The sequence below is a fragment of the Schaalia turicensis genome, assembly GCF_019380255.1.
GTDB lineage: Bacteria > Actinomycetota > Actinomycetes > Actinomycetales > Actinomycetaceae > Pauljensenia > Pauljensenia turicensis_A.
Genome location: NZ_CP048928.1, coordinates 1,805,363 through 1,819,177, shown reverse-complemented (window position 1 = coordinate 1,819,177; position 13,815 = coordinate 1,805,363). Strand labels below are relative to the sequence as shown.

Here is a 13,815-nt window from a genome sequence, read left to right as displayed (position 1 = left end):
TTCTTCAGACCGCCCACACTGCAAGCCCTGGTACTTTGTGGTGTGGGCGGCCTCGTGATTGAGGAAGAGAAAACGCGAAGGTGCAAGATCGTGTAAATCGGCACATCTGCGCCGGTGGGGCACGGTTGAGTGAATGCGACGTGACTCGTTTGCCATGTGTCGCGCATGAAAAGGTAACGCGAAGGTGAAGTATCGTAAACAGTTATTGGGGCACTGTTAGCGAATTACGGACCTTGCACAGCAGCAGTGCTCGGCTTACCCGTAGTGTCGGCGTCATCACCGCCGACACACACGCTCGGCGATATCGCCGACGCGGAAGGAGTCTGATGAGTAGTCACGGCATGAGCGCGACCGGAACACCTGCGCCTAGCGCAGGAGCCAACACCGGCGAAAGTAGCCACCTGCAACGCAATCTGCAAAACCGCCACGTCCAGCTCATCGCAATCGGTGGCGCAATTGGCACCGGCCTGTTCATGGGCTCCGGCAAGACGATCGCCACAGCAGGCCCTTCGATCCTGCTGGTCTACATCATTATCGGCGCGATCCTGTTCATGTTCATGCGCGCGATGGGTGAGTTACTTCTGTCGGACTCGCGCTATCACACGTTCGCTGACATCGCCCGCGACCTCATCGGGCCCTGGGCCGGGTTCGTCACCGGCTGGACGTACTGGATGTGCTGGGTCGTCACCGGCGTCGCCGACGTGATCGCCATCACCGGATACGTCAGATTCTGGTGGCCACAAACGCCCGCGTGGATCCCGATTGTCATTACGACAGTCCTGCTGTTCTCCCTGAACGCGATGACCGTGAAGGCGTTTGGTGAAACAGAATTCTGGTTCGCGCTGGTCAAGATCATTGCGATTCTTGCGCTGGTCGTCGTTGGTTTCATCATGGTCGCCATGCACACCACCTCCGAAGCTGGCACGACCGCTGCGGTATCAAACCTCTGGTCGCACGGCGGTGTTTTCCCGAAGGGTTTCATCGGATTCTTGGGTGGCTTCCAGATTGCTCTCTTCGCATTCGTCGGCATCGAACTGGTCGGCACGACGACCGCGGAAACCGCCGACCCGGAAAAGACTCTGCCCAAGGCGATCAACTCCATCCCCGTGCGCATCATGCTGTTCTACGTCGCGGCTCTCGCCGCGATCATGATGGTGACCCCGTGGGACCAGGTTGACCCCGAGCGCTCGCCGTTCGTCACCATGTTCTCCATGACCGGCCTAGCGGCGGCCGCGACGATCGTGAACATTGTCGTTCTGACCTCTGCTGCATCGTCGGCGAACTCCGGCATCTACTCAACGTCACGTATGCTGTTCGGCCTGGCGTCGCGCGGAGACGCCCCCAAGATCTTTGCCCGCCTGTCTCAGCGTCACGTCCCGAAGAACGCTCTGTTCCTGTCGTGTGTCTGCCTGCTGTCCGGCATTATCGTCATGGCGTCCGGCGGGTCAATCTCCGCGGCGTTCACGCTGGTCACATCCATGTCGGCAACCCTGTTCATGGGCGTGTGGGTCGTCATCATTGTCTCGTACCTGATTTACCTGCGTCGCTACCCTGAGCGCCACGAAGCCTCCGTCTTCAAGGCTCCGTGGGGCGCAGCATCCGCGTGGATCGTCTTCATCTTCATGCTGGCGATGGTCGCCGTCCTCATCCTGTTTGAGGACACGCGTCAGGGATTGTTCACGTCCCTCGTGTGGATCGTCTTTATCGTCGGTGTTGCGCTGATCAATCGCCATCGCATGTTGAAGCGCGCAGAGGAAGGCGCCCTCGATCACGCGGTCGCCGATGTTTGACGCACAGGCGCGACTTCTCGCCCCTGTTGTCGGCACATCCGGCATCTCCGTATCGCACGTCCTTTCATTTTCTGAAATATCGACCGCCTGAATTCGCAATCTGTGTATCCGCTGATTAGGCTTTACTTCAGTGCCACGGGAACCCGCACGCGTGCTGGGTTGAGAGGAAGGCAAAGTGCCTTCGACCGTCGAACCTGAACCGGATAATGCCGGCGTAGGGAGGCTTCCTACTCGTGAGCACCATGCTGTACACGAGAGGAGTTTTTCAGCATGAGTGACAACGTTGCATCCGCACCCCGCCTGAATTGGCGCGTCGTTGACATGGTGACCACCGCGATTCTTGGTGTTGCATGTGGTTTGCTGTTCCTGATCTGGAACCAGGTTGGTGGTTTGGGCTACGACGTTCTGGATGCTGTGACCCCCGGTTTCGGTGGTCTGATTACCGGTATTTGGCTGATCGGTGGCCCGATTGGTGGATTGATCGTCCGCAAGCCGGGTGCTGCAACCCTGGTTGAGGTCATTGCTGCTTCGGTTTCCGCTGCGCTGGGTTCACAGTGGGGTATTTCGACGCTGTACTCGGGTCTTGCTCAGGGTCTGGGCGCCGAGATCATCTTCGCTCTCTTCGTTTACCGTCGCTTCAGCCTGACGATTGCCACCCTTTCGGGTGCCGGTGCCGGTGTGGGCGCGTGGATCCTTGAGTTCCTGGCGTTCGGCAACATGGCGAAGTCCTTCGGCTTCAACATCACTTACTTCATCACGCTGATCATTTCGGGTGCGATTGCGGGCCTGCTGGCATGGTTGCTGGTTCGCGGTCTTGCGCAGACTGGCGCGCTGGATCGTTTCGCGGCCGGTCGCGAGGTTCGGACTCGCGTCTGATGAATTGACGAGGCCTGGACCCGCTGGCGAAGGCACAAGCCACCGCCAGCGGGTCCAGGTTTTATCGGTCTCTACTCTTTCTGGGGCGTTGCACTATGAGCACTAATCTGCCTGATCCCGGTGTTCCTGCTTCTCACTCTGACTCGTTACGTGGGGAGGATGCCAAGGAGCCTCGTACCCCCGCGTCGGTAGTGATCGAAGACTGGGGTTGGCGTCATGGCGGTCGTCTGAAGTGGACGCTCGATGGGGTGAATCTGCAGATTAACCCGGGTGAGCGCGTTCTGGTTTTAGGCCCGAGTGGCTCAGGTAAGTCGACGTTGATGGCGGGTTTGGCTGGCCTGCTCGGTGGGGAAGATGAGGGTGAAGCGCGAGGCTCCCTATTGGTCGAGGGCGAGAAGCCGGAGAATCTTCGCGGTCGCATCGGCTTGATGATGCAAGATCCTGAGGCTCAGGTTGTGCTTGCGCGTGTCGGTGATGACGTGGCGTTCGGCATGGAGAACCTCGGGGTTGTGCGCGAAGAGATTTGGCCGCGCGTTGATGCCGCTTTGGAAGCGGTTGGCCTGAATGTCAGCCGTGATCGCAATACGTCGATGCTGTCGGGCGGTCAGAAACAGCGCCTCGCACTCGCGTCGATTTTGGCGATGCAGCCCGGTCTTCTGCTTCTTGATGAGCCGACCGCAAACCTTGATCCGGAAGGCGTTGCGGGGGTTCGCGACGCGGTTGAGCGTGTCCTTGCTGTGAGCGGCGCAACGATGGTCGTTATTGAGCATCGCGTGGATGTGTGGGCGTCGCTCGTTGATCGTGTGATCGTGATCCTCGATGGCGCCGTTGCAGCTGATGGTCCAATTGAGCAGGTGCTTGCCGAGCAGGGCGAGACGCTGAAACAGCGTGGCATCTGGCTTCCCGTCGATGATGTTGTTGCCGCGCTCGGAGCTAGCGACGGAGAGAATCAGGCTCTCGATAACGGAGGGCAGACAGACTCCACTCCCATCCTGTCAGTTCGTGACCTGACGATCGGCTACTCACCGGAGCATCCTGTCCGCACCGGCATCAGCCTCGATATTCCGCGAGGCCAATCGACGTGCCTCGTTGGCGCGAACGGTGCGGGTAAGACGACTCTCGCTCTGACGCTCGCCGGCCTGTTACCGCAGATTGAAGGCACAATCAGAGCCACCCCGAAGGATGGTCTTCCCAGCGAATCCGCTGACCCGCACGAGTGGCGTTCGAAAGACCTCCTAGGCCGAATCTCTATGGTCTTCCAGGAACCCGAGTACCAGTTCGTCTCTACAACTGTGCGCGGTGAGCTTGAGATCGGCCCTCGTCAAGAGGGAATCGATGGAGACGAATTGGCCGGCCTCGTTGATGAGCACCTGGCCGCACTGGGCCTAGCCGCACTTGCTGACGCGAACCCGATGACGCTGTCGGGTGGCGAAAAGCGCCGACTTTCTGTTGCGAGCGCGCTGATCAGCGCACCCGAACTGCTGATTCTCGATGAACCGACGTTCGGTCAGGATCGCACAACGTGGCTTGAGTTGGTCAGATTGCTTCGCCGTGCGCAGGCTCTCGGAACGACGCTCGTCTCGATTACGCACGACCCCGCCTTCGTCGAAGCGATGGGGCAGAACGTCATTGACCTCAGTAGCGTCGGCGTTGCGCCAGCGGGTGCGAATTCGTCGCTTGCGCCCTCGATCCCAACGGACGAGGCCGACCATGCTTCATCGGACGCCACCGTGGAAGAGAAGGCCGAGCACTCCGCCACGGAGCCGACGCGCCCCAAGCGTTTTATCGAATTGGTGAACCCGGTGACGCAGGTGCTGTCCCTGATTCTGATGACGACGCCGTTAATACTGTCGATCGACGTCGTATCCGCCGGCATCGCGCTGGTACTGGAACTTTTGCTTCTGCCGGTGACGCATATTCGCGCTCGGACGATTGCGTTCCGCATGATCCCACTGTTCCTCGCAGCGCCTTTGGCTGCTCTGTCGATGTTGCTGTACGCGAACCCCGCGGGCGAAATCTTCTGGTCATTCGGTCCCGCAATCATCTCGGAGCGCTCCGTGTGGATGGCAGCCGGAATCTTTCTGCGCGTCCTGGCAATCGGCATGCCGGCAATCGTGTTGCTGTCACGGATTGATCCGACCGACATGGCGGACGGTCTGGCGCAGATCCTGCACGTTCCCGCCCGTCCCGTGCTGGCAACCTTAGCGGCGGCCCGCATGACCGGGCTGATGACCGCTGACTGGAAGGGCTTGGAGCAGGCGCGTCGGATCCGAGGAATCGGGGACGCTCATAAGGTCGTGTCACTGGCACGCGGTTCGTTCTCACTGCTCGTGTTCGCTTTGCGCCGTAGCGCGAAACTGTCTCTGACGATGGAAGCACGAGGCTTCGGCGCAACCGGACCTCGCACGTGGGCGCGCCAGTCCTCCATGGGCGTTCGAGACATCATCATGCTGATCGTCTCGATTCTGGTGCCGATCATCGCGTTGAGTGCTGCCGTCTATTTCGGTTACTTTGCCTTAATTGGGCGCTGATGATGACGAACAAACAGGCTGAACAACGTCGGTTTTCATCCGCTCTGGGTCAGCCGTTACCCGCCGACCTTGTCGAAGCGACGCTGACCCACGCGCACGCCTCAGCCAGCGAAACCCCGATCATTCTGGTTGACGGGCTGTCGGGCGCAGGCAAATCCACGTTTGCGCTCGCTCTTCGTGATGCCCTGAATGGCATGGCTGGCGGAGACAAGTGGCGAATCATTGGCCCCGACGAGTGGTATCGCGGTTGGCAGGGCCTCGCCGGTGCACAATCCATCACTGAAACGGTGATGGCTGACCTTCGTGCGGGTCGCATCGCCATCTATCGCCCCTGGGATTGGGAAGCATCCACTGAACGTGACCCAAAGCAGGTTCTTCCCGGTGTTCCCACGATCGTCGAAGGGTGCGGGGTGCTGACTGAGCGTAGTTGTGCGCTCGCGGACTACATTATCTGGATTGAAGCTGAGGGTGGCGAACCCGTCCGCTACGACCGCGCGATTGCCCGCGATGGAGACACATATCGGCCACATTGGCGCACCTGGGCCGAGCAAGATGATGCTCGCCTTCTGGTCGATCATCCACAAGAGCTCGCTGACGCGATCGTTCTGACCTGACGTTGCGTGAGCCTATTCGTTACCCAACGCATTCGTCTGTCCCATCCTCGCTTGAGCGTTCGCAGTGACTAGACTTCTCGCTGATGAATCCTTTCGACATTGCCTCCCCCGAGTACGCCTCGGTGCGTCCGGCATACCCAGTTTCGGTCGTTGACCAGCTTGTCGAAATGACGAGGCGAGGCTTGGCAGATCATTCCGCTGGCAAGAGTGATCTCGCTGGCGAGCAGTGCCCCCGCATTGCTGATATTGGTGCTGGAACAGGAAAAATGAGCGCGCTTATTGCCGAGCGTGGCATATGCGTGGAGGCTGTTGAACCATCAGAAGCAATGCGCCAGCAGATGAGTGAAGCACTCGAAGAGCGCTCACCGTGCTGGCGTCACCTCATCGCGATTCACGATGGAACCGCAGAAGATACCGGTTTGCCGACCGGCAGTGTCGACCTCGTTGTCTATGCGCAATCGTGGCACTGGGTCGACGAAGAACTCGCGAGTCACGAAGCAAGCCGAATCTTGAAGGATCGCGGTGGGATTGGAGTGGTGTGGAACCAAATGGATGTTTCCATCCCCTGGGTTCATCGCCTGACCAGAATTATGAGGTCCGGTGACGTGCACCGACCCGACAAGCCACCGAGCTTTTCCAGCCAATTCACTGAGCCGGTGCTCGGCCTCGTGAACTTCGAAGAGTGCATCACCCCTGAGGACATTCTTCGCTTGGGCACCACGCGATCGTCCTACCTGCGTCAAAACGAAACCGGAAGGGCGCGGATGCAGGACAATCTGCGCTGGTACCTCTACGAACACCTCGCCTACGAGCCTGGAAAACCGGTGACCATTCCGTATATGACGCTCATGTGGACGGCCCATAAGCGCTGAAACACACTGAAAGAAGCGGCCCCGCTTTCCCAAAGAGGAAAACGAGGCCACTCAAACGTGTGAAGTCAGGAAAGCTGACGCTCACTTCTCCCACGGGTAAACGATGTTCGTCTGAGCGCGCATCTCGTCCAGAAGTTCCATCACGCGCAGGGTCGCTGACCTGGGCATCGTGTCGGATTCTTTCTTGCCGGCGGTCAAGCAACGAGCGACCTCGGCCGCCTGGTACTGGAAGCCACCGGGGACGATGCCCGACCATTCAACGGTCTCACCATTTTCTGGCTTGCCTTCACCGAAAGTGCGCAGGCGCAGAGTCGAGGGACGGTAGAACTGCTCTTCCATCTCAATAGCGCCGTGTTCGAAAACAACTTCGCCGTAGGTCGCGGATCGGCCGTTGAAGTTCGAGGCCGCCATTGCCACCGCGGTGTCGGTCTTCAATAGGGCGGCGGACTGGACGTCGACCCCCAGATCGGTGAGGTTTGCGGTTGCTCCCACAAGCTTCACGTCCGGAAGAATCTGGTGGACGAAAGACATCGAGTAGACGCCAAGATCCATCAGAGCGCCACCACCGAGCTCGGGATCCCACGTGCGACGAATGTGATCCAGCTTTTGGCCGTGATCAGCGTGAACGGTCGAAACTGCACCGAGACCACCATTGGCGACAATCTGGCTGAGTACCTTCTGGTGTGGCAGGTGACGCGTCCACATGGCTTCCATGCAGAACAGGTCCTTTTCCTTCGCCAGATCCAGGACGCGCTTCGCGGAAACGGCATCCATGGTGAAACACTTTTCCACCAAGACCGGTTTGCCGGCGTTGAGCGCGAGGGTCGCCAGTTTCTCATGCTGCGGGTGGACGGTGGCGACGTAGACGGCGTCAATATCATCGGCTGCAACGAGGTCCTCGTAGGAGTCGTAGGCCTTTTCGACGTTGTAGGTTGCGGCGAACTCTTGGGCGCGCTTCGGATCGCGAGCTGCGATACCTGCCATCACACCGGACGAGTAGGCGGCGACGTCATGAGCAAAAACTGCTGCAATTCCGCCAGCACCGAGGATGCCCCAGCGAATTGCGGGGGCTTCCATCGGATCAAGGAGTTCCACGCCTGCGGCCAGTTCGGCCAGGGGAGCGGGTAGAGGGGCAAGGGCTGCATGAGGATTCGACTGCGTTGTCATACCCCTATTGTTTCATAGCGAATGAAAATCGTCGCTTGGTCAAATAAGAGTATTCACGCACTGAGAATCAGAGCAGGTCCTTGCGCTCCATGTACTTCATCGCCAGCCAACCGAAGGGGATGCGACCGTAGAACGTCACCAGACGGTAGAGGACCGCGGTGGGCAGGCCGATTGATAGGGGAACGCCGGCAACCTGAAGACCGGCGGTGAGGGTAGCTTCGACAGGACCAATACCGCCGGGTGAGGGGATGACAGAACCCAGAGAGTTCGAAGCCAAGTAGGTCAAAGCCAGTGACAGGAGGTTCATGGAGCCACCCATCGCGGCAAGGGCCGCCCAGAAAGCTCCGATGAAACCGACGTTCATCAGAACATTTCCGCCAAGAATGGCAAGCAGACGCTGAGGCTGTCCAACAATCCAGATCAGACGGGGGTGCACCTGAGTCCATGTCGGCTCGATCTTCGACCACATCCACTTTCTGAACTGCGGAATCGACAAGAGTGCTGCAATCACTGCAATGACAACGACAACGACTGCAAGGATCGTGCCATACGGCAACTGGACGGAGAAAGAACTGCCGTTGAGTACCATCGCGATCAGCAAGAACAACAGGATGAACGCCAACTGGATCAACTGTTGCAAGGTGACCGTGGTGGCAGCGACAACCGTGCCAACCTTCTTCTTTTTCAATAGTCGCAGGTTGACGACCGCGGGACCGACGCCGGCGGGGGCAACGATCGTCGCGATCGATGCGCCGATCTGGGCGGTGAGAGCCTCCCAGAAGCGCAGTTTCACGGGGCTGAGTGCCATCAGTGGAATTGCGCCACCAACCCATGTCAAGCATGCGAGTCCAAACGAGAGCACCATCCACCACGGGTTCGCCTGCGTCACCGCTGTCGTAATGTCTTCGAAGTTCATCGAGCCCAAAACAACGACGAGCGCCGTGAAAAGAACCGCCACCATGATTACGGTGCGCGGGCGGAAACGCTGAAGATCCGTCAGCTCCACTTCATCGTCAGATTCAACGCCCATCAACTGCGCGCGCAGATTTTCCGTCAGGTCAGTTCGGCGCACGTTTTGTCGGACGCTCGTCGGCAACACCGGTTCCTGTAACACGGCTGCGCACGAGGTCAAAACTTCGGGCGCCACCGTTCTGCGGGCCGATTCCAAAGCTCGTTCACTGCCGGCGGCAAGCGAGAGCAAGACAAGCATCTGGGCAATGTCGATACGGCGGTTGAGCTCAGTGGTTGCGACCTCGCCCTTTTGCCAATCGACAATCCACAGTTCCCCCCTATCGTCTAAGAGCACGGCATCCTGGGAAAGATCCCGGTGGCTAATACCGCTTCGATGGGCGGCACGAAGCTGCGTCCACGCCTCATCGAGCATCGCGTCACTGATCTGGTCAGCCTCGAATGACGTGAGCGGAGCCGTCGGTGGAAGCGCCTGCGATACGGAAATAAACGACTCGCCAGCCTGAGCGATTCCAGCAACGTCGGGGGTGTGAACACCAGCTTTACGGGCTGTAAGGGAAGTCAGCGTAGCGCGTTCCGTTGTTGCCTTCAGAGACGGGGAAATCCATCGCGAAATTCCGCGCAAGCGCACGTTGTTCCACACGTCAACAAGCGTTCCGACAATCTCGCGACCGGGATCCAACGCCACCACTTCATACAGCTGATCATCAACCGTCCACACCTGATAATGACGATTTTCGTCAACGTCAGGCCGACGATTCACCGTGTATTCGACAGTCTGCACGTCACGACTGTGAATGTGGAGCCGGCCTCGTGAATCTTCGATAATCGACCAAGCCGAAAGTGGTTCGCTTGATGTATCCAAATCGGTACGCACCACGCGAACTGGCACCAGACCCAAGTCCAAAAGAGCGGAAACGATATCCGTACCCGAGGCACGACGGTCCTCGAAGCCGAAAAACCACCGCGCAATTGAACCAACGATCCGCCCGATGAACACGGAAATGAACGCGCTTGGCAGAGTCATCGACGAACGCATCACGCCAAGGAAAACAATCACCCACAGGCCGATCCACGCCCAACGGACGGTTCGCATATTCTGCATCTCGCCCGCGACAGTGAACATTGCGCAGAGCGTGATCACGATCAGGTTGATCCCCAGCGCCGTTGACGTCGTATTGCCCAACAGTGCGACAGCCTTCGCCACGCGAAGAGGAGCCGTGATGTCATCAGGTAGCAGTGAAGTCGCCCAGAGGAGCGCCCACCCCACCAGTACCGCGACGATCGCCGTGCCCACAGAATGAGCGATCGCGGAAATACGCCGACGCAAGGCCAGCGCAACCACAATCGCAATCGGAGCGATCAGGACAACGCTGCCCTCGACCAACGTGATCGGAAGAAGCAGAATTTCACGGATGAAACGAAAACGAAGAACATCCTCTGTCACACCCTGCGTAGTCGCGTTCGCAAAAACGCCGATTGCCCACGTGGCAGCGATTCCGAAAACACAGAAAAGTGCTTGAAACAAGTCCTCGCGACGTCGCCTGCGCGGAGTCTGCCTATCCGCATAGTGAACGGGGACGGGCAGACGGCCAGGTGTGTGGGGTTTCGCTTCATCATCCACGCCGTCGTCCGCCACGTCAGTTTCGGTATCCGCGGTGTCAGCCAGCGTTTCAGATTCCGCATAATTCTGCGGGTCTTCAGTGGTCTCGTGGTCTGCGAGGGCAGAATCAGTCTGAGAGGAAACGTCACCGGAATCTGCGGGTGTGACGTCATCCTCTGTGTACTCCATGCTCTCAATCCTAACTGCGAGCGCGTGACGGGTAGGGTGTGAAGCGCGGGAATATGCCGAGCGCTATGTCCCGCCAACGCGCGAGAAAAGCTCGCACGAGTATCAAGGAGACTGAGTGATCATTTCGACCCTCGCCACCGACCTTCTGCCGGCGCTTTCGCCTGCCCTGTCGCCGATGGCCGATTCAAGCTGGCTGAGCACGTTCATCGGCTGGTTCCATGATCCGGAGGGCTTGCTTCTAGCAATGGGCCCGTGGGTTTTGTGGGGCACACTTGCGATCGTGCTGATCGAGTCGGGCGTCTTATTCCCGGTTCTTCCTGGCGATTCCTTGCTGTTCACAGCGGGTCTTCTGCACGACCGTCTGGGTTTGCACCTGCCAACTCTGGTCATCCTGACCTTCATCGCCGCATTCATCGGTGCGCAGATCGGCTATTGGCTGGGTGCGCGCTATGGCCGTCGCCTGTTCTCTGACGATGCGCGCTTCTTGAAAACCGAGCATCTGCACAAAGCGGAGAGCTACTTCCTGAACTACGGCGGTCGCGCGCTGGTGATTGGTCGATTCATCCCCTTCGTGCGTACTTTCATTCCGCTTGCTGCGGGCATTGCACGCTACCCCTACCCGAAGTTCTTGGCGTTTAACTCGCTTGGCTCGTTGCTCTGGGGTGCAGGCATCACCTACCTGGGTTCGGTCTTGGGTGGCGTCGACTTCGTGCACGATCACCTGTCGATAATTATTTTGGCGATCGTGTTCGTGTCTCTGATCCCGATGATCGTTGAGTTCATCCTTCACCGTTCGCACAAGGACCAGGCCGAACCCGCTGTAGACGCTGTAGACGCGGGCACGCTTCCGCAGGAGTAAAACGTGTGTGGACAGTGGTGGGCCGCCGGACCGATCTTGGTGGAGATGGTGATGGCGCTGATTCTGCCGGGAGTCTTCTGGGTGCGCTCCTGGGTGCGCTCTTCCGTTATTGCGGTTGGCATTGCTCCTGCGATCACGCTTGGCTTCCTGACCATCCTGTCCGTTGTTTTTGATCGTAGCGATGTCACGTGGTCTCGTGAAAAAGTATTTCCCCTGCTCGGGATCGCTTTCGTTGTGGGATGCGTGAACTGGCTGTTTGCTAGCGCTCGCCGTGCTGGTGGAGGGCGCCTACAGCCGGGAAGCTTGCTGTCACACATTGGACCACGCCAGCCTCTGGGTGCTGAGCAGGCTCGACTACGAGCCTCAATGTGGATAATGATCGCCGTCGGTACGTTCGTGGCAGCCCTTCCGATGCTGTTGCACGCAAGCCCGAAAAATCCTGTCCAGCAGTGGGATTCAACATTCCATTTGAATGGCGTATGGACGATTGTGCGAACCGGGAATGCTTCACCCTTCGGCGGTCTTTCTGACCTCTACGGTGGTCGAGACGTTTTCTATCCGACCACGTGGCACGCTTTCACCGCCCTGTTCGCAACCCCGAAGACAGTTGTTCTGACCGCGAATGTGACATCGCTGGTTCTGATGCTGATCTGGATTATTGGTGCGACCGCGATGACCAGCGTCATTACGCGTAAACGTGGAGCGATTCTTGCAGCCCCCGTTCTGGCAGGCGCTCTGTTGGATATGCCTGCGGACAATCTGACGATGTACAACCAGTGGCCACTGGCGACCGGTCTTGCTCTGATCCCAGGCGTTGTTGCGCTCGCGGTGATCGTCGGTCGGCGCTTGTTGGATGCGCGTCGGGTGGGTGTGGGCGCGCTTGCTCATCAGATCCCGTTGACGATCCTGCTACTGGCAGGAATGTTTGGTGCGTCGGTTGCTCACCCGAGTTCTGCGTTCACGATCTACGTCATGCTGATCGCTGCGTTCCTTTCGGGTGTCGGTGGGGGCGCGATTCGCGCCTACCGTCGAGGCGCTCGATCCCTTGCTTTCGTCGGGGGACTTGTCTGCGTGGCGAGCCTCGTCACCCCCTTCTTGCTTTTGACGACGGGCAAAATTCGCGCGATGGGCAACTATCCACGTGCTGGAATTTCGTGGGAGTACGCGTTTAGCCACACGTTCACGCCCGCGCCACCGTTCTCGCAAACGACCGCGATGACAATGCTGATCGCCGTCCAAGTTGTCCTACTGCTGGTCGGCATTGCGGTGAGCGTTGACGCCTTCAGCATTTTCCGCATCGACGAGGCCGGGCCTGCTCAACATGCCGATACCTCCGATTGGGAGCCCGGTGCGATGTGGCCGATCGTCTCTTACCTGCTGTTCTGCTTCCTGACTTTCTTGGCGTACGCGCCGATCGGGGAATTCCGCACATTCCTTTTGGCCCCCTGGTACTTGGATCCGCGACGGATCATGGGACCGCATGGGCTGACAATGGTGCCGTTGATGGCGATCGGTTTCGAGCGGATTTCCTTCCTCGTTTTTGAGTGGGTAGCCCGCGTTTCGCAGGGTGCGACCGCGCAGCTCACCCACGAAGATGACGGCGGAACCGAAGAGATAGCGCATGTTTTGAGAACCGAAGAAGTGGCGCAACCCGGCGGAGCTCAAGAGGGGGTGCAAGCCGGTGAAGCTGAAGAATCAGAATTCTTCGGAGCCAGCGAAACCGACGAACTGGTGGGCGCCAACATGGGTGAAGAACACCTGCCCGCACTGTTCCCACGCTGGTTGATCGACGTTGTTATCGGCGTCCTGCTTCTGCTACTCACCGGCGGAGGTGCTTTGGATGCGCGCCTTCGCGCCACCGACTACGTCTACGACCCAGAAAACCTGGGGAAGCCGGGCATGGCTGACACCGCTGAGCTCGCAATGATTCGTCGAATGCAACTGCTGATTCCCGGAGATTCGCTTGTCCTGGGTGATCCGATTGCGGGCGCGGCGTACACGGAAGTTCTTGGACAGCATGACGCGGTTTTCCCTCAGCTGTCGACCACCAATAACGAGGAACGCTGGCAACAGGTTCTGGTGAAACACTTCAACGAGATCCACGACAATCCCGAAGTGTGCGAGGTCGTCAATCAGATGGGGATCACGCACTACTACGCCGATGAAGACGGAAAGTATTACAACTTCCTGCGTTCGTCTCGATTCCCGGGCCTGTACAACGTTGATACCTCGTATGGCTTTGAATTAGTGGATCAAGGCGGAACCGCGAAGCTCTACAGGATCACGGCATGTGGCGCCGTATCTGAGAACGCCGACTCTGCGTCTGCGGAAAACAAATAACGAAG

The 13,815-nt window shown here is 58.7% G+C and carries 9 protein-coding genes and 1 riboswitch; of the genes, 7 read left to right on the top strand and 2 right to left on the bottom strand.

The genetic code is table 11. The features are described from left to right. Positions 1 to 341: 341 nt before the first annotated feature. The 5 genes from G5S47_RS07950 (at position 342) to G5S47_RS07930 (ending at position 6,683) form a co-directional block, all read left to right on the top strand. On the top strand, positions 342 to 1,790 hold the full coding sequence (locus tag G5S47_RS07950) for an amino acid permease (protein WP_219585892.1): 1,449 nt from the start codon (positions 342 to 344) through the stop codon (positions 1,788 to 1,790). A 125-nt stretch (positions 1,791 to 1,915) separates the two neighbouring features. After that, a riboswitch (TPP riboswitch) is annotated at positions 1,916 to 2,028 on the top strand. Between the two features lie 32 nt (positions 2,029 to 2,060). Further along, on the top strand, positions 2,061 to 2,666 hold the full coding sequence (locus G5S47_RS07945; RefSeq protein ID WP_219585536.1) for an ECF transporter S component: 606 nt from the start codon (positions 2,061 to 2,063) through the stop codon (positions 2,664 to 2,666). A gap of 95 nt (positions 2,667 to 2,761) precedes the next feature. Next, entirely contained in the window at positions 2,762 to 5,197 is a 2,436-nt protein-coding gene (locus tag G5S47_RS07940; protein WP_219585535.1) for an ATP-binding cassette domain-containing protein, read from the top strand. Then, the gene (locus G5S47_RS07935; protein ID WP_219585534.1) at positions 5,197 to 5,811 is read left to right on the top strand and encodes a nucleoside/nucleotide kinase family protein; all 615 of its coding nucleotides are present in this window, start codon (positions 5,197 to 5,199) and stop codon (positions 5,809 to 5,811) included. The genes G5S47_RS07940 and G5S47_RS07935 overlap by 1 nt, the downstream gene beginning before the upstream one ends. 83 nt (positions 5,812 to 5,894) lie before the next feature. Further along, positions 5,895 to 6,683, top strand: coding sequence for a class I SAM-dependent methyltransferase (locus G5S47_RS07930; RefSeq protein WP_101628067.1), 789 nt, complete (start codon positions 5,895 to 5,897; stop codon positions 6,681 to 6,683). Positions 6,684 to 6,764: 81 nt separating this feature from the next. Here the strand turns inward: G5S47_RS07930 and G5S47_RS07925 are convergent, their stop codons facing one another. Beyond that, positions 6,765 to 7,850, bottom strand: a complete 1,086-nt coding sequence (locus tag G5S47_RS07925) for a Gfo/Idh/MocA family protein (RefSeq protein ID WP_219585533.1) — start codon at positions 7,848 to 7,850, stop codon at positions 6,765 to 6,767. Positions 7,851 to 7,917: 67 nt separating this feature from the next. Further along, entirely contained in the window at positions 7,918 to 10,611 is a 2,694-nt protein-coding gene (locus tag G5S47_RS07920) for a lysylphosphatidylglycerol synthase transmembrane domain-containing protein (protein ID WP_219585532.1), read from the bottom strand. A 175-nt stretch (positions 10,612 to 10,786) separates the two neighbouring features. On the opposite strand from G5S47_RS07920, the gene G5S47_RS07915 reads away from it, so the two are divergent. Next, positions 10,787 to 11,470, top strand: coding sequence for a DedA family protein (locus G5S47_RS07915; protein ID WP_219585891.1), 684 nt, complete (start codon positions 10,787 to 10,789; stop codon positions 11,468 to 11,470). A 3-nt stretch (positions 11,471 to 11,473) separates the two neighbouring features. Next, positions 11,474 to 13,810: a DUF6541 family protein gene (locus G5S47_RS07910; RefSeq protein ID WP_219585531.1), complete on the top strand. Its 2,337-nt coding sequence runs from the start codon at positions 11,474 to 11,476 to the stop codon at positions 13,808 to 13,810. Positions 13,811 to 13,815 lie beyond the last annotated feature (5 nt).